This is a genomic window from Halobellus salinus, from assembly GCF_014646875.1.
GTDB classification, from domain to species: Archaea; Halobacteriota; Halobacteria; order Halobacteriales; family Haloferacaceae; genus Haloquadratum; species Haloquadratum salinum.
Genome location: NZ_BMOC01000030.1, coordinates 1 through 17089, shown reverse-complemented (window position 1 = coordinate 17089; position 17089 = coordinate 1). Strand labels below are relative to the sequence as shown.

At 58.2% G+C, this 17089-nt stretch carries 13 protein-coding genes and 1 pseudogene; 11 read left to right on the top strand and 3 right to left on the bottom strand.

The window, feature by feature from the left end; all coding sequences use genetic code 11:
* Positions 1-125: pseudogene (locus IEX72_RS14580) on the bottom strand (IS630 family transposase); the annotation flags it as partial.
* A 48-nt stretch (positions 126-173) separates the two neighbouring features.
* Here IEX72_RS14580 and IEX72_RS14575 point away from each other — a divergent pair.
* Entirely contained in the window at positions 174-332 is a 159-nt protein-coding gene (locus tag IEX72_RS14575; RefSeq protein WP_188788625.1) for a hypothetical protein, read from the top strand.
* Positions 333-661: 329 nt separating this feature from the next.
* Here the strand turns inward: IEX72_RS14575 and IEX72_RS14570 are convergent, their stop codons facing one another.
* Both IEX72_RS14570 and IEX72_RS14565 read right to left on the bottom strand, forming a co-directional pair.
* Positions 662-2176, bottom strand: a complete 1515-nt coding sequence (locus IEX72_RS14570; protein ID WP_188788623.1) for an aldehyde dehydrogenase family protein — start codon at positions 2174-2176, stop codon at positions 662-664.
* Positions 2177-2245: 69 nt separating this feature from the next.
* Positions 2246-3022 carry an IclR family transcriptional regulator gene (locus IEX72_RS14565; protein WP_188788621.1) on the bottom strand — a complete coding sequence of 259 codons (777 nt, stop codon included), beginning with the start codon at positions 3020-3022 and terminating at the stop codon, positions 2246-2248.
* A gap of 958 nt (positions 3023-3980) precedes the next feature.
* Here IEX72_RS14565 and IEX72_RS14560 point away from each other — a divergent pair.
* The 10 genes from IEX72_RS14560 (at position 3981) to IEX72_RS14515 (ending at position 16314) form a co-directional block, all read left to right on the top strand.
* On the top strand, positions 3981-5654 hold the full coding sequence (locus tag IEX72_RS14560) for a class I adenylate-forming enzyme family protein (protein WP_188788619.1): 1674 nt from the start codon (positions 3981-3983) through the stop codon (positions 5652-5654).
* A 125-nt stretch (positions 5655-5779) separates the two neighbouring features.
* Entirely contained in the window at positions 5780-7000 is a 1221-nt protein-coding gene (locus IEX72_RS14555; RefSeq protein WP_188788617.1) for a thiolase family protein, read from the top strand.
* On the top strand, positions 6993-7433 hold the full coding sequence (locus IEX72_RS14550) for a Zn-ribbon domain-containing OB-fold protein (protein ID WP_188788616.1): 441 nt from the start codon (positions 6993-6995) through the stop codon (positions 7431-7433). Before IEX72_RS14555 ends, IEX72_RS14550 begins: the two co-directional genes overlap by 8 nt.
* Before the next feature lie 12 nt (positions 7434-7445).
* Entirely contained in the window at positions 7446-7847 is a 402-nt protein-coding gene (locus IEX72_RS14545; protein ID WP_188788614.1) for an acyl-CoA thioesterase, read from the top strand.
* A 90-nt stretch (positions 7848-7937) separates the two neighbouring features.
* Positions 7938-9023 carry a phosphotriesterase family protein gene (locus tag IEX72_RS14540; protein WP_188788612.1) on the top strand — a complete coding sequence of 362 codons (1086 nt, stop codon included), beginning with the start codon at positions 7938-7940 and terminating at the stop codon, positions 9021-9023.
* Positions 9024-9327: 304 nt separating this feature from the next.
* The gene (locus IEX72_RS14535; RefSeq protein ID WP_188788610.1) at positions 9328-11007 is read left to right on the top strand and encodes an ABC transporter substrate-binding protein; all 1680 of its coding nucleotides are present in this window, start codon (positions 9328-9330) and stop codon (positions 11005-11007) included.
* Positions 11008-11044: 37 nt separating this feature from the next.
* A complete protein-coding gene (locus tag IEX72_RS14530; RefSeq protein WP_229663858.1) occupies positions 11045-12016 on the top strand; it encodes an ABC transporter permease in 972 nt (323 codons plus the stop codon).
* On the top strand, positions 12016-12909 hold the full coding sequence (locus IEX72_RS14525; RefSeq protein ID WP_188788608.1) for an ABC transporter permease: 894 nt from the start codon (positions 12016-12018) through the stop codon (positions 12907-12909). Before IEX72_RS14530 ends, IEX72_RS14525 begins: the two co-directional genes overlap by 1 nt.
* Positions 12910-12911: 2 nt before the next feature.
* Complete coding sequence (locus tag IEX72_RS14520) at positions 12912-15017, top strand: dipeptide ABC transporter ATP-binding protein (RefSeq protein WP_188788606.1); 2106 nt, start codon at positions 12912-12914, stop codon at positions 15015-15017.
* A gap of 31 nt (positions 15018-15048) precedes the next feature.
* Entirely contained in the window at positions 15049-16314 is a 1266-nt protein-coding gene (locus IEX72_RS14515; RefSeq protein ID WP_188788603.1) for an MFS transporter, read from the top strand.
* Positions 16315-17089: the final 775 nt, after the last annotated feature.

Genomic DNA, 17089 nt, shown 5'->3' with positions numbered 1-17089 from the left:
TCCGTCTGTGTGACGCCGTTTTTGTGCGCGATCGCAGCCAGCAACCGTTGAGTCGGCTTGTTTCCGTCAACGTTGGCAAGCGCGTCTTGGAGTTCTTCGACGGAGATCTCGTCGAGATGGTCCATTAGCTACTGTACGACTTTCTGTGCTGAAAGTTCTAACGACTACTATAGATGTACGGGGCTGATCTACAGGCGATCTCAACGGTGGGTGCGGATGAGTATGCGGTTGGCGAGAACGTGATCCGCATCAACGGCGACGACTATGGACTGTTTATGGCGCTGAGCTTGAAACAATCGAAATACCGCGTTTCAATCCATTTTGAACGGTGATAACACGAACAACGCGACGGGTTTGCCTGCGTTCGATCGCCGATCCCCAACTCGATACTGCCGAATTCCTCGTTGGCGACGCCGATTACTTGGTGAAACTCTGTACGGAAGATGGATCTCGGTTCCAGATAAATGTACACGGGGACAAAGTAACATAAGAAGAACTCTTTGTTATTAATGACAGGACAATCATCTTTCTACAATTGTTTTTTCAGCCGTATGGAATCACCGACAGCAGAGCCGTGGCCCAAGGCTTCGTCGCTGGCGCACCTCACTCCAAACGTAACGCGACCTCACCATCGCAAACAGTATTTTTCTGCCTCGACGTTCTAGAGGGTCGGATCATCCAGATTGACGTAGACCGACTTCGTCTGACGGTAGTGATCCAGCGCCTCCCCGCCGAGATCCTTACCGATGCCAGACTGTTTGAAGCCGCCATACGGCGCATCCGGCAGGATCGGTCCGTACTCGTTGACGTAGACGAGTCCGGCTTCGAGATCGGCTGCGGCCCGATGGACGATGTCGGTGCTCTCGGTTCCGATTCCCGCCGCGAGACCGAACTCGGTATCGTTGGCGAGTTTCATCGCCTCTTCGTAACTCCCGAACGTCTGAATCGTCTGGACCGGTCCGAATATCTCCTCGGTCGCAATACGCATATCGTTATCGACGTCTGTGAACACCACGGGTTCGACGTACCAGCCATCCGCGAGTTCTGGATCGCTCGGACGGTCGCCACCAGTACGGAGAGTTGCACCCTTCTCTTGGCCGATATCGACGTAGTCGGCGACTGTCTCGAACTGTTCTTCGGAGGTGAGTGGCCCCATCGTTGTCTCCTCGTTGAGTGGATCCCCGAGAACGTACTCCTTCGCGCGCGAGACGAATCGCTCAATAAACTCTGAGGCGACATCCTCGTGGACCAGCACCCGTGAAAAGGCGTCGCAGATTTCGCCTGTGCTGTAGTAGATGCCGTCCGCCGCCGCCGTAACGACCGTCTCCAGGTCAGCATCGGGGAACACGATAAACGGAGACTTTCCGCCGAGTTCGAGCGTTACGGGGGCGATGTGCTCCGCGGCGGATTTCATTACGTGTTCTCCGACCGATACACTTCCCGTGAAGGACACCTTCCGGACGTCGTCGTGTTCGACGAGTGGACCACCCGTTTTCCGACCGGTTCCGGGGATCACATTAATCACCCCTTCGGGGAGGATGTCCCGCGACAGTTGTGCCATACGAATGGTGGTCAGCGGAGTCGTCGCTGAGGGCTTCAGCACCGAACAGTTGCCCGCTGCTAGCGCCGGACCAAGCTTCCAGGCGGCCGCCCATATCGGGAAGTTCCACGGCGTTATCTGCCCGACAACGCCGTATGGTTCGTGACGGGTGTAGAGGTGCAGGTTATCACCCGTTTCGATTGTCTTGCTGGTTTGGGTCCGACACGCCGACGCATAGTACTCCAGCGTGTCTATCGCACCCTCGACTTCGGCGCGGGCATCCGTAATCGGCTTGCCCGTATCCAGACACTCTAATAGCGCCAGTTCGTCCACCTGGCCCTTCAGGGCGTCTATCCACTCGAAGAGCAACCGCGAGCGCTCGGGCGGCGACGTCCCGTTCCATTCGCCCTCGTAAGCGTCCCACGCTGCCTCTACCGCGGCTTCGACGTCGGATGCGTCACAGACCGATACGCTCGTAATCTGTTCGTCGACTACCGGATCATATGTGCTGACTGTCTCGTCGGTTTCGTACGTCTCGCCGTCTATCCACGCCGCGAACGCTCTATCGTCTGTTGCACGAGCTTGTGCGGATGCGTGCCTCTCTCTGATAGCTTCACTCGAACTTTTTTCCGTCACAGCAGTTGATTTGAACCATCCACGTATTAACTCTTAGTGCCAGTCCCGCTGATTCCTGTGTTGACCCGGTCACCAAGGGGAGTCGACTGACATCTTTAGCTCAATCTCGTTAACGGCACCTAACACGAGTTCGGGCAGCTCTTCGCGGAAGTACGCCCCATCAAGACGATTGTCCGGGCCACCGACGGCGATTGCACCCAGGGGTTCGTCATTAGAGTCCGTAATCGCGGCGCCCACAGATCGAATCCCGGGTACCGTTTCGTTGTCGTTGAACGAGTAACCCTGTTCACGGATCTTTTCGAGTTCGGTATACAACTCCTCTCGGTCCTGAATTGTCTGTCTCGTCTGAGGGGACAGGCCGTGGTCATCGACGATCTTGTCGACACGGTCGGGAGACATTTTAGCGAGCAACGCTTTGCCGGCGGCGTGAGTGTGGAGTTTGCTTCTCCCTCCGATGTGTCCACGGAACTTGTTCAGTCCGTGCTCTCCAACCACTCGCTCGAAGTTGATCGCGAGTCCGTGTTCCTCGACGACAAGCCAAGCGATTTCACCCGTCGTTTCGGCGAGATCTTCGAGAATAGATTGGCTGTTCTCATAGAGCGGTGAGTTCTCCCGAAGTTTCATTCCGTGTTCCAAGAATTTCAATCCGAGTTGGTACTTGCCGTCTTGTTTGATCACATACTCGTTCGTCTCTAAACTAGCGAGATACTGGTGAGTAGTACTGACTGGTATGTCCACATAGTCTGAGAGTTCGGTCACCCCAGTCTGTTCGAGTTCGTTGAGTGCCTCTACCAGCGCCAACAAGCGGTCGGCGGTCTTTATCGTTCGTGTACCTTCGTTACCCATGGCAAGACGTACTGAGCACATCCATTTCAACTTTCCGCACATATCGAATCCTCTCGGGACCTTATTTCGTCATTTTTCGTGGGACTCTCGTTTCGTTTAATAGTGTCCGGAGTCAGCTCTGGGGTCTATCGAGCACATTCCATCCACATATGCCAAACCGAACTGCGGCCGTTCAGCACTCAGACAGAAACGGGCCGATGATAACACGTGTACACGTGATAGAAATCCGACGGCACAACCGCTTGACTGGTTGTGTTTAGTTACGCGATTGCTGGTCGGAGAACTGCTGACGGGAAGAACTGGAAGGGCCGCGCTCTCGACGTCTCCGCGAGCGACGCGAGCGGATGCTCGTCACGAGCGGAGCGAGTGACGGTGAAGACGGGTGATGCGAGTACCGCAGGAGCGAATAGAGTGAGCAACGAGGAGCGCGGCGAGCCCATCGAGTCGAGAGCGTGGGCGCTTCCGAAGTCTTCTCCCTCCGTTTCTGGCGGTTTCACTCCTCACTAAACAGTACCATTGACTGCAGCAAACAGTTATCGCGCTGGTCATTCACTCGGATTACTCTCTCACCGGCGGCAACGCAATTCGGGTATCTCTCCCCGCTCTACGAGTTTCAACTTCGGGAAACACCTACTCGGCGGGACAGTATTGCATAGATATCAGCGAACAGCGGCCCTCACTCTCTCGCCCGATCTGGGCAGTACCGTCCGCGGGTACTCAAAGCAGTTCGACGAATTCGATATATGTAGATCCAACTCGGTGCACACTCTGGTATGTGGCAGTCTATCTTGGTACGAGATAACAATAAGGATAATTCGGGATAATATCGGACGAGAGATTTTGATATTTACGGAATGATCCTCTTTTGTTCAGTCTACAAAGAGACTGGTAATATGCGACCCCGACGCAGCCCTCTGCAGAGTAAATTATTTATATTTGGTTATAGAACTCGGGTTGTATGGCGGATTTCGGCTATGGGAAGCGAACCATTCAGTGGGAAGATTCGGTCGTACAACACGATCTCGAAGCGTTCCCAGATCTCGAATTAGTGCAGTACGACGGCAATATGGTCCGTGCGTACGAGGATCGCCCCAGATCGATATATGCGCTTTTTGAGCGGGCAGTGTCACAGGCGCCGGACCGAGAGTTCGTGGTGTTCCCTGATCAAAACAAACGCTACACGTACCGCGAGTTCAAACAGCGCGTTGAGCAAGTCGCGGCTGGATTGCAAGCGAACGGTGTCGATCCGGGCGACCGGATTTCGATTATCCTCCCGAACTGTCCACAGTTCGTCGAAGTGTTCTTCGCGGCCGCTCGAATCGGAGCGATCGTGATGCCGCTGAACGTGCGTCACACGACGGGCGAATTTGAGCATATCCTAACCGACTCGGAACCGGCTGTGGTCGTCGTGGCTGAGCAGTATCTGGACACTCTCGAAGAGAGCAGTTATACCCTATCAACCGAGGCGACGTTCGTCGTCGGTGACACCGAGATGTATCAACCGTTCGACACCCTGGAAAGCGACCATCCGGTTGATACAGTCGGCCCCGAGGAGAACGACGAATTCTGCGTCCTCTATACGTCGGGGACGACGGGACTTCCGAAAGGAGTTCCCGGAGATCACTTTCACCTCGTCAACGGCGGCCTCAACAACGCCGCCTGCTTCGGACTGAAAGACGGAACGAGAGGGCTGTTTCCGACCCCACTGTTTCACGTGATGGCGCTGGTTTCAGGACTGATCAGCGTTCTCGCAGTAGCGGGAACGGGCATCTTCCCGACAGGATTTTCGCCGGAATCATTTCTGCAGTTGATGGAAGACGAACGCCCGTCCTACGTTATGGCAGTACCGACGAATTACATTCTTGCACTCGAAAAATGTGACGTGAGTGCGTACAACACCGCTTCTGTCGATACGTTCGCTTATGGTGGCGCACCGATGCCCACCGACGCTATCGAGCGGTTGCAGGATGCGTTCCCGGGCGTGTCGCTGTGTAACTCCTACGGGAAGACCGAAAGCGTGTCAGGTCTCGCTGCGATGCTTCCCGACCAGTACACCACGGATAACCCCGATGCCGTCGGTATTCCGACGCCGGTGATGCGTTTTATGATTGTTGACGAGAGCGGGGAGCCGCTGCCACCTGGGGAAGAAGGCGAACTCGTTATGGCGGGCCCGATCATCGTCAACGGGTATCAGAACCGCCCCGCAGAAACGGATGCGGTCTTCGATAACGGATGGCACCACACAGGAGACATCTGTACCGTTGACGAGAACGGCATCATTCGATTGCTCGGCAGGAAGAAGGATATGATAATCAGGGGCGGCGAGAACATCTATCCGAGTGAAGTCGAAGAGGTGCTCAACCAAGACGACGACATCGTCGAGGCAGCGGTCACTAACTTCCCTGACGACGTACTTGGTGAGCGCGTGCTTGCAGCGGTCGTTCCCTCGTCCGGAGCCCGGGTGACCGAAGACGATCTCGAGGCGCTCTGCCGGTCCGAACTGGCTGATTACAAGGTTCCAGATATCTTCCGCATTCTGGATGAACTACCCCGTACCGCCGCAGGAACCGTCGACAAGGAAGCCATTCTTCCAACACCGCTACAGATGGGTATCAAGGCGGGGAGCTCATAGACGGTGATGCTGCGTTCAAATTTACCGCGTGGTACTGGAGCGAGCACTCCAGCCGATCCGGATCGTGGGAAAAACTTATTGAAAGCTATTTCAAACGTGGATTCGCTTAATGAGGAGTGCCACAGATGCAATTTGAAAACGTAGCGATAGTTGATATCACGGAGACGAGAAAGAGTCGCGGAAAGATCGAACGCGGTAACGAGTATCACAGTCTCGAAAAGTACAACGAGATCATCTCGAGAGATCTGCTCGACAGTGCCGGGATAGAGAAGTCCGACGTCGACGGGTGGGCGATGGGGCTGCCATACGCACCGACAGACGAGTCGTACCCCATCCGCCTCCTCGAAACGCTCGGGTTCAACGTTCAGTGGCTTACAACTACGCGCGACGGAGGCGTGTCTGCCAGTAGTCTGTTGGCGCAGGCAGCGATGGCTGTGGAGTCCGGCGTCACTGAAACGGTCATCTGCTCGCTGTGTGACCTGCCGATGGACCCATACCACAAGAACAAGGACAGCGACGGGCCGACCTGGGATCCCGACCCGCGAGGATATATGAAGCAGTACCTCCTCCCCTACGGCTGTCAGGGGCCGAACGAGCGCGCAGCACACGCAGTACAACGACATATGGAGGAGTACGGAACGACGTTCGATCAATTGGGAGAGGTCCCAGTCACACAGCGGTATCACGCGACGTTGAACCCGCTCGCTGCGTTCGATGAGGAACTCACTATAGAGGAGTGGTACGAATCGCCGATGATAACCGACCCCCACCGTTTGTACGACTGCGTTATGCGGGTAAACGCCGGTCTCGGTTATCTCCTCACGACAAAGGAGCGAGCGAAGAAACTGACCGACAATCCGGTGTACGTCGAAGGGGCCGGGTTCAACTACGCGAACGATGTCTCGCCGAAACCTGACGTTACCGTTTCCGGGATGGGAACGGCCGGCGACATCGCCTACGAGAACGCTGGCTGCGGTCCCGAAGATATTGACTTCGTGCAGCTGTACGACGATTACCCCATTATGGTCGTCGAACAGCTCGAAGACCTCGGTTTCTGCGAGAAGGGAGAAGGCGGTCCGTTCGTCGAGGAGACCGACTTGCGATACGATGGTGATCTCCCGCTTAACACTAGCGGCGGACAGCTCTCGGCCGGTCAACCCGGCGTCGGTGCCGGTGCGATACAGGTCAACGAGGCCGTCCGACAGCTCAAAGGCAACGCGGAGAATCGGCAGATAGACGACCCCCGTCGCGGTGTCGTTACCGGGCTGGCGAATCTCGGCTACGGAACTAACACCACCGGACACGGCTGTGTCATCCTGACAAACGAGGAGGAAACCCATGCGTGAACACCACAGTAGCTTAGAGTGCGACCCGCACCCACCGCTACCAAACATCGACCAAGTAGAGTATGCCCGTCCCCACTGGGAAGGGCTGCAAGAGGAACAGTTGTTGATCCAGGAGTGCAGCGACTGTGGCGAACGCCAGCACTTCCCTCGGCCGTGGTGCCAGTACTGCGGGTCGGAAGCGATCGAGTGGATCGAGTCCGACGGAACGGCGACGCTGTACAGCTACAGCATTCCCCGCCGCGTCGTCGAAGTCTACGAGTACGAACCGGCGTTACCCTACGTTATGGGATACGTCGATCTCGACGTCGGCGTCCGGTTCGTCAGTAACGTCGTCAACTGCGACGTCGATGACGTTGAGATCGGGATGGAACTGGAGGCGGTGTTCGACCACGTTACGGACGATGTTACCTTGGTCCGGTTCGAACCTATGTGATCGACTCAATCCGTGAGCTACAAAGCGAACATTCCGGTTCGGTTCCGGGATTTGGACAAACTCGGCCACGTGAACAACGCTGTCTACGCCACGTATCTCGGAGAGGCGAGCAGTCAGTACTACGACGCTGTCGTCGGCGGAACGTCCGCTCACCAAGAGACCCCGTTAGTCCATCTCGAGATCGACTACCGGTGTCCCATCGAAGGGACCGACGAGGTCGAGGTGCGCGTGTCGGTCACTGATCTCGGAAACACGAGCATCACGATGGAGTACGAGATCTACACAGAAGCGACACTCGCCGCGACGGGACGGACGGTGCAAGTGCTCTTCGACAGCGAATCCGAGTCGACCGTCTCTGTTCCTGACCGATGGCACGAGTCAATTACTCGGTTCGAGGATGCGGACCTGAAGTGAGACAGGATACACTCCCGTAACCGAGTACACCCACACGCGAATTGCGATTTCACCGGAAAGCGTTTGTATTGCGGTTACGACCCCGGTTGTATGGGTCGCATCATTACAGTCGATGGAGAGATAGCACCAGACTCCCTCGGAGTGACGCTCCCGCACGAACACCTGTTTGTGGACGGTAGTGGGTGGATCGACGACGATCGGTCGCGGTCGGTATTGCAGGATCGGTTCTTGCACGAGGACGTCTCGATGGAGACACTCTCGCGGCTTCGAGACAATCCATACACTTACGACAACTGCCGGTTAGACGACGTCGAGACCATCGCATCGGAAGTCCAGCGATTCCACGATCGCGGCGGAGACAGTATAGTCGACGTAACGTCCGTCGGGTTGCATCGCGATCCCAGCGGGCTTCGAACCGTTTCCCGACGAACGGGTGTCAACGTGATTGCCGGGTGTGGCTACTACATTTCCGATACGCATCCCTCTACGATGGACGAGAAGTCGAAATCCGACATAGCAGCGGAGATCGTGAGCGACATCGAGAACGGTATTGGCGACACCGGAGTCAGGGCCGGCATCATCGGTGAACTCGGCGCAACTAAGGGGTTTGTGTCCAACGACAACGAGAAGAAAGCATTTCGGGGTGCCGCAATCGCCCAGCAGCGCACCGGCGTCCCGATCACGATCCACCCGCCCTACAACTACGAGGAAGCACACGACATCTTAGACGTTCTCGAAGACGAAGGGGCGAACTTGGAGAACGTCGTTATGGGGCATCTCAGCGACACAATCCGCAACGAAGGATCGCTGGACTATCACACCTCGATCGGCGACCGCGGCGTTTTCCTCGCGTTCGACGACTTCGGGATGATCGGCCATCGAGGCACGGAAAACGACTATTACCAGGAGGTCGAGAACGTGGGGCCGCTCGACGAGGACCGCATCAACCGGGTCGTCGAACTGTACGAGGCGGGCTACGACGACCAGTTACTCCTCTCGCACGACGTCTGGCGGAAGACGCAGTTGGCGACCTACGGCGGACGCGGATACGCACACCTACTGGACAATATCGTCCCCAGACTCCAGCAGTCGTCCCCGAAGCGGAACGCGCTCGACCGGGAGGCAATCGAGGTACTCACGGTCCAGAACGTCCGCGAGATGCTCACCGTTGACTGAATTGCCTTCGGCGGGCGTCTCCCGGATCACGTCGAAGGTGGTCGACTTGGCCAGTTTCGCACGGTCTTTTTTGGCGGCCGGTTTAGCTGGCTCGACGGTCGTCGTCGGGTTCGTCGACGCGGACCGCTTCGACGGGGCGTTCCCCACTCCTCTGCGCCGTCGTGGTCGCCGCATTCGCGCTGACACCTCGTCTCTCGCGGCACGGACAGGTATCGGGTGGTAAACCGGTATCGAGGGAAGTTCCGGGATACACTTGGAGCTGACCGGAGATAGCTTTATATACTTGGATCTAAACGAGCATAGTATGCGCGACAAGACTACCGCGCAGCCTATGAACGTGAGTGCCGTCAATCGACGCACCCTGCTCAAGGGAGTTGGAGCAGGCGCGGCGATGGGTCTGGCGGGCTGTATGAGTGGCGGGGAGAGTCAGGGGACTAACGACGGTGGTGGCGACAGCGGTGGAGAAGAGTCGACACAAACCCCGGCGGGCGAACTCAACCGAGGCGGGCATCTGCGCCTCAGCGCCATCGCGAGCGCGGACACGCTCAACGGCTGGCAACTCGACTCGAAACACGAGCGGCTGATCATCCAATCGCTGAACTCCTATCTGACGTGGATGAAGCCGGACCTGACGGTGGGTCCCGACCTAGCGACCGACTGGGAAGCCAACGAGGACGCGACTCAGTGGACCTTCTACCTGCGGGAGGACGCGACCTGGCACCACAACGGAGATCGCGTCGTCGCCGAGGACATCGCGGCGACGGCCAACGCCATCTACGCCGAGGACTCGACCGCGGCCGGGAAGGGATCGCTGGGGCCACTCGAAAGCGCCGAGGTGGTCGACGACACGACGGTCCGGTTCAACCTCTCGGCATCCGACGGGCTGATTCCGCGACGGTGGGCGAGGACCGTCGCTCCCATCTACCCGGCCGACGTCATCGAGAACCGCCGCGACGAGATGGCGACGACCGACTTCGGCTCCGGACCGTTCGAACTGGAGAGCTTCAGCGCGGGAGACGAGACCGTCCTGACACCGTACGACGACTACTACCTGACCGATGAGGACGGAAACCAGTTGCCGTACCTCGACAAGGTGACCATCACCCAGCTACCGGACACCAACACACAGGTCACGTCGTTCCGGAACGAAGACGTCGACATCCTCTGGAACGCGTCGCGGTCCCAGTGGGACCGAATCAAAAGCGCGTCCGGCGTCAACTCAAAACGCATCGACGCGAGCGGCTTCACCGTCATCCAGATGCGGTCGGACAAGCCGCCCTTCGACGACAACCGCGTTCGGACCGCGTTCAAACTGGCCGTCAACCGATCTGCGCTCCTCAACGGGGCGGCCAGCGGCCTCGGCACGGTCGCATACGACAATCCTATCGGGCCGGCATATCCGGGCCACAGCGACGTGCCCGAGCGTACGCAGGACTTGGACGAAGCGGCACGCCTCCTCGAAGAGGCCGGATACGGCGAGAGTGGCGATCCCATCGAACTCGACTTCTACGCGCCGAGTAGCCCGAGTAAGGTGCTGGACACCACGGTTATTGCCGCCGAGCACTTCAACCAGCTCCCCAACGTCACCATCAACGTCCAACAGCAAAGCTACGATAACTGGATCTCGAACACGTGGCTCAACGCACAGTTCTACACGTCTTGGTACACCCAGCGGCCGACGACCGACACGCTGCTGTTGCAGGTCTGGCACTCCGAGGGCTCCTGGAACGAGGCCCACTGGAGCGACGAGGAGTTCGACCAGGCTGCCGACGCGGCACGTTCGGCTCAGACCGAAGAAGAACGCAACGAACACCTCGCGACCTGTCAGCAAATACTTCACGAACGCGGTCCTAGCGTCATCTCGTTTTACATCGACGCGCTGACCGCCCAGCAGGAGTACGTGAACGGGTTCGACCCGTATCCGACCCAGAAGTGGGTCCGGAGCCAGCAGGTCTCGCTCGGTGACGACGCACCGACCCAGTAATGAGCACGAAACGAGGGATGCGATTCGGAGGGCGCCTATGAAGATCACGGACTTTCACCTGTATCTCCTAAAGCGGCTCAGTTACCTCGTCCTGACGATGTTCCTCGTGTCGGCCATCGTCTTCGCCTCGACAATCATCCTTCCGGGAAACGCTGCGGTGCTGATCCTCGGTAGGAGCGCCGATGAGAACTCGGTCGCCGCCTTGGAGAAAAAGCTCGGGTTGGACCAACCCTGGTACGAGCAATACTTCGACTGGGTCGGCGGCCTGTTCACGGGCGACGCCGGAACGAGTCTCGTCCGTCAGGAACCGGTCATCGACATCGTCGTTCCGCGCCTGTTCACGTCGTTACAACTCGCTGTCTTCACGCTCCTCGTGGTGATGGTTATCGGCATCTCGGCCGGTGTCCTCAGCGCGCTCAAGCGCGACACGATCGTCGACCGAATCATAAGCGGCGTCGCCTACGTCGGCGTCAGCCTGCCGGAGTTCGTCACCGGAACACTGCTCATACTGCTCTTGGCTGGACCCGTGTTCAACGTCTTCCCGGCCTCAGGGTTCGTCCCGCTGTCGGAGGGCATCGTCCCCTATCTCAGCCATATGATCCTTCCAGTCGCGACGCTCACATTACTCATCACGGCCTACGTGCTCCGGCAAACACGAACCGAGATTATCGAGGTGCTCCAGTCGGACTACGTCAGAACGGCGCGTCTCAAGGGAGTCAGTCGCCGCCGCGTGCTCTACAAACACGTCCTTAGGAACGGTCTCTTGCCGACGATTACCGTTCTCGCGCTCAACTTCGGCTGGATGATGGGCAGTCTCGTCGTCGTCGAAGAGATCTTCGCCATCAGCGGGCTGGGTCGGCTGGTGGTCTTTGCAATCCAGAACCGAGACCTGCCGCTGTTGCAGTTCGTGGTTCTCGTCATCGCCGGGGCGTATGCGTTCGCCAACCTCGGGGCCGACCTCCTGTACGGATATCTTGACCCGCGCATCAGCTATGGTGGTGAGGAATAATGTCGGTCGAAACGGAGTCCTACCGGAACCCATCGATCTCTACCCGTCTCGGTACGTTCGCCCGTGAGTTCCTCACCAACCCGGTTGCCGCCAGCGGCGCGTTCATCGTCTTGTCGGCCATCCTCGTGAGCGTGTTCGGCCCGTACCTCGTGACCGACCCGACGGTGACGGATCCGGCCAGCAGGTTCGCCGCGCCGTCGTTCCTCGACCCGAGTAGCTCGTTTCTGCTCGGAGCGGACCAGTACGGCCGTGACATCCTCGCTCGGGTCATCGTTGGGGGCCGGTCGACCATCCTGCTGGGCGTGTCCGCGTCCGCGCTCGGACTGGCGCTGGGCGTCCCGATTGGACTGCTTACCGGTTACCTTGGCGGAAAAGTCGACGAGGTTGTTATGCGTCTGATGGACGCGCTGATGAGTTTCCCGTCGCTGTTGCTCGGTTTGCTCATTCTGACGACGCTCTCGTCGAGTATCTGGAATGCGATCCTGGCTGTCGGCATCGCGTACTTCCCCCGAATCGCCAGGGTCGTCCGGAGTAGCACGATCTCCGTGAAAAACGAGGAGTACGTCAAGGCCGCCGAGGCACGGGGCGAATCGACGGTCTCGATCATATTCCGGGAAATCCTCCCCAACGTCACCTCGGCCATTATCGTCGAGGGGACGATCCGCGTCGGCTTCGCGATGCTCGTCGGGAGTTCGCTGTCGTTCCTCGGACTGGGCGCCCAGCCTCCCGCGCCCGACTGGGGATATATGGTCGCGCAGGCGCGCGTGACCGTCTACCAGTCACCGTACTTCCTGCTGTGGCCGAGTCTAGCGCTGGCCTATACGGTCACGGGGTTCAATCTCCTGGGAGACGGCCTCCGAGATATTCTCGACCCGCAAACGCGGAGTGACTGACTATGCAACTGGAACAAACGCAGACGACATCGAACGAAACGGTACTTAGCATCGACTCTCTCCACGTTGAGTACTCCACGCCGGGAAGTAACGTCCGCGCCGTCCGCGATGTGTCCCTCGACGTCGCCCGCGGCGAGACGCACGGCATCGCCGGCGAAAGCGGTAGCGGAAAGAGCACGCTGGCGCTGGCCATCCTGCAGTACCTCGGTGACAACGGGTCAATCACCAGCGGAACCGTCCAGTTCAACGGGACAGATCTGCAAGAGCTCTCGGAGTCGGAACTCCGATCGCTCCGTGGCAACGACATCGCACACGTCGCCCAGGACGCCAAGTCCTCGCTAAACCCGAGCCTCTCGGTGGGCGAACAGGTTGCCGAAACCATCCAGGCACACCAAGACGTCTCGCGTTCGGAGGCACACCAGCAAGCCATCGAGATGCTCCGCGAGGTCGACATCCCCGATCCCGAATACAACGCCGATCAGTACCCCCACGAACTATCGGGCGGACAACAGCAACGCGTCCTTATCGCGATGGCGCTGTCCTGCAGTCCCGAGCTGCTCATTCTCGACGAGCCGACGACGGGACTAGACGTCACCACCCAGTCGAAAATCGTCGAGCTTATTCAGGATCTCAAAGACGAATACGAGACGACCATCGTTCTCATCACGCACAACCTCGAAATCATCGCACAGATTACCGACCGGGTCAGTATTATGTACGCCGGCGAACTGATGGAACAAGGCGACGTCTACAGCATCTTCGACGATCCGTCGAACCCCTACACCCAGGGACTGCTCGCGGCAACCCCGGAAATCGGCTCCGACAAGGCGCCGACGGCTATTCCCGGACAGATCCCGGACCTGACGGACCTGGATGATGGCTGTACCTTCGCCGACCGCTGTGCGTTCGCGACCGAGGAGTGTCGAACCGGCAGTATCGCGATGGAGACGGTGGCCGACGACCACGAAACCCGCTGCCGTCGGTGGGAAGCCGCCGTCGAGGACCCGATCCAGCCCAAGCGAGGGACGTACGACAGAGCCAGTGCCGGTGGCGAACTCCTGTCGGCGACCGGCCTCAGAAAGATCTTCGACGAGCCGTCGACCGTCGGCACGCTCTTCGAGGACACCTCCTTCGAGCGCTTTTTCGACTTGGAGCCTCCGGTCAAGGCCGTCAACGACGTCGACATCACAGTTCGCGAGTCCGAAACGGTCGGATTGGTCGGCGAGAGTGGCAGCGGCAAGAGTACCCTCGGTCGGACCCTTCTCAGTCTCCTCGAACCGACCGAGGGAACCGTCACCTTCCGGGGCGACGACGTCGGCGAGTTCGACTCGTCTGAAATGCGGGAGTTCTACTCGGAGTGTCAGATCGTCTTCCAGAACCCCCACTCCAGTTTGAATCCGCGAAAGACCATCGGACAGATCATCGAACGACCACTACGGATGTTCACCGACGCGGATGCCGAGGCTCGCACGAACCGCGTCGTCGAACTCCTCGAACAGGTCGATCTCGGCCCCGAGTACGTGCGACGATATCCGCACGAACTCTCCGGTGGCGAGAAACAGCGCGTCGCCATCGCCCGCGCGTTCGCCCCGAACCCATCGTTCATCGTTCTCGACGAACCGGTCTCGGCGCTCGACGTGAGCGTGCAGGCCAACATCCTCGATCTTTTGTCGGACCTCAGAGCGGAGTACGGAACCACCTACCTGCTCATCAGCCACGACCTGAGCGTCATCAGCGCCATCTGCGATCGGATTATGATTATGTATCTCGGCGAGATCGTCGAGTCCGGCCGACGGGACGACATCTTCGAGCCGCCGTACCACCCGTACACGCGCGCTCTCCTCTCCAGCATCCCCAACCTCGACCCACACAAGGAATCCAGCCCGATCCTGCTCGAGGGAGACGTCCCGAGTATGCGGAACACACCCAACGGGTGTTCGTTCCACACGCGCTGTCCGCAGAAAATTGGGTCTGTCTGTGAGGAATCTTGTCCCGAGGTGGAGCCGACCGGTGAGGGCGAAAGCAGCGAACACGGCATCGCTTGTCATCTAGACGAAGACGAAATGTCGACAGCGATCGAGGGGCTCCACAACGACGCCGACGGCTAATCCCGTTTCAACCGATTCAGACGTTCTCAGTATGCGAAAGGTACTCGCCCGGATTATCGATGTTCGCCCTCTGTTGCTCAGTCTCGACAGCTATTACGGCTGGTTCGTAGTCGCCGCGTGTTTCCTCGGTGGGCTGTTGATCTACGGTCTACTGTACTCGTTTAGCGTTTTCTTCGGCCATCTCGTTGAGGCTTTCGGCCTGTCTTATGCCAACACTTCACTCATATTCTCGCTGCAGTCGGTGACGATGTACCTCGGCGCCGCAGTATTCGGATTCACTATCGACCGCTACGACGCCCGACGACTGTTTGGTATCGGGTCTCTGCTGATTATCGCCGGGCTGTTCGGAACGAGCCTGTTTCCCACCTATCTTGGGCTACTCATATTCTATGGGCTCGCGGTCGGGTTCGGATTCAGTATTGTCATGGTCATCTCCTACGTGACGCCAGTCCTGTGGTTCGAACGTAGACGCGGTATCGCAACGGGGACTGCGACGGCTGGCGCAGGTATTGGGATGATGCTGATGCCGCCACTATCACGGTGGTTAATCTCTCGAATCGGCTGGCAACGCGCCTACTTCGCACTCGCGATCTTCGTTACCGGACTCCTGACTGTCGCGACCGCCATCATCGCTGACCGCCCGGAGCAGATAGGCGCCGATACGTCGTCCGAATTCGTATCGACAACTGACAGTGCGTCACGCGTATCGGCGCGCCAGCAGTTGGACGATCTGCGGTCGGTCGCCTTCTCTTGGCCGTTCGCGGTTTTTTTCCTCGCGTTTCTTGGGGGATATCTCACCCCGCTATCGATGACCGTTAACCTCGTCGAGTTCACTCAATCGGTGGGGGTTGACCGAGGCATCGGTGTCCTCGCTCTCAGTGCTATCGGTGCGACCAACACTATCGGGAAATTTGTCTCTGGCTTCCTCGCGGATCGACTGGATACGACCCTCGTGCTCGCGGCAAGCACAATCGCGATGGGAATTCTAACCGTTCCGATCGCACTCGTACACGAGCCGACGGTGGTACTCGCAGGTTCGCTGGCGTTTGGTCTGGGCTTCGGTGGTCTCGGTGCACTTATGACGCCGGTTATGATAGAGATGTTCGGCTCGCAGAATTTGAATGGTCTCTTCGGCGTCGCATCGATCTCTACGGCATTCGCTGGCGCTCTCGGCCCCTATCTTGCCAACGTCACGTTCGACGCTTTCGGGACCTACATACCTGCATTCCTCGTAATGAGCCTCATCAGTATCCTCTCGATGGGCCTGTTCGTCTTGGCCCGACGGCTGTCCGACTGAGTGGTCCGCTGCGGAAACGTAGTGCAGCGGTCACTCGATGAGCACTCAGGTGCAAACGCCGCGATGGAACGGGTTCGCGAAACTGTCGATACCACTCCACGGCTCGCACGTCGCCGCCGAGCGAGCGCGTTGTCGTCGCGTACGAAGTTTCGCCCATCCAGCTTTGAGAACCGCCGTTTGCCCGGGCGAGTATTCGCGTTGATTTTGGCACGAATGGTGCCAGGCGGCGAGGCCCTGGAGCCGCGGTTCCGGTGTCGGCGGTTCGATGAGATCGAAAATAACGGTGGCGAGCAATTTTATCGATTTGTTTACAAAATCTATATTTAATTGGATTTTGATATTTAAGTAGAACCGTCAAAAATCGTGATTTGTCTTCTGCACAGGATTTCATCCAATAATCTGCGTCGCTGACGAGAAATTCGACAGTATCGAGTGGGATCGGTGATCGAACTCGGGAAAACCATCATATCGTCTGTGTTTTTATCGACTCGGATAGCTTGAGATATAATATTTCGCTTGTTTCAGGACCGGCGGTACGTACAGTCAGTAATCGTCACCGTTGATGCGGATCACGTTCTCGTCAACCGGCTCCATTGAATCACTAGACAGCGTCGGGATAGGCCGGTAAATCAAAGTAGTTGAAGCGGGTGAGTGGCAGTTTGGATGAACGTCACCACCCGCTTCACCGAGGAGATGGTTTCGTTGGTAAAAAGTTATTGCGACGATCCCGACGAAGCTGCCGCCCCGGAAGGCGGCGGCAGCTTCGCGGAGTACG

Coding starts and splice junctions, on each gene's coding strand:
- IEX72_RS14575 (WP_188788625.1), top strand. CDS start 174: ATGTACGGGGCTGATCTACAGGCGATCTCAACGGTGGGTGCGGATGAG.
- IEX72_RS14535 (WP_188788610.1), top strand. CDS start 9,328: ATGCGCGACAAGACTACCGCGCAGCCTATGAACGTGAGTGCCGTCAAT.
- IEX72_RS14560 (WP_188788619.1), top strand. CDS start 3,981: ATGGCGGATTTCGGCTATGGGAAGCGAACCATTCAGTGGGAAGATTCG.
- IEX72_RS14515 (WP_188788603.1), top strand. CDS start 15,049: ATGCGAAAGGTACTCGCCCGGATTATCGATGTTCGCCCTCTGTTGCTC.
- IEX72_RS14555 (WP_188788617.1), top strand. CDS start 5,780: ATGCAATTTGAAAACGTAGCGATAGTTGATATCACGGAGACGAGAAAG.
- IEX72_RS14540 (WP_188788612.1), top strand. CDS start 7,938: ATGGGTCGCATCATTACAGTCGATGGAGAGATAGCACCAGACTCCCTC.
- IEX72_RS14565 (WP_188788621.1), bottom strand. CDS start 3,022: ATGGGTAACGAAGGTACACGAACGATAAAGACCGCCGACCGCTTGTTG.
- IEX72_RS14525 (WP_188788608.1), top strand. CDS start 12,016: ATGTCGGTCGAAACGGAGTCCTACCGGAACCCATCGATCTCTACCCGT.
- IEX72_RS14520 (WP_188788606.1), top strand. CDS start 12,912: ATGCAACTGGAACAAACGCAGACGACATCGAACGAAACGGTACTTAGC.
- IEX72_RS14530 (WP_229663858.1), top strand. CDS start 11,045: ATGAAGATCACGGACTTTCACCTGTATCTCCTAAAGCGGCTCAGTTAC.
- IEX72_RS14550 (WP_188788616.1), top strand. CDS start 6,993: ATGCGTGAACACCACAGTAGCTTAGAGTGCGACCCGCACCCACCGCTA.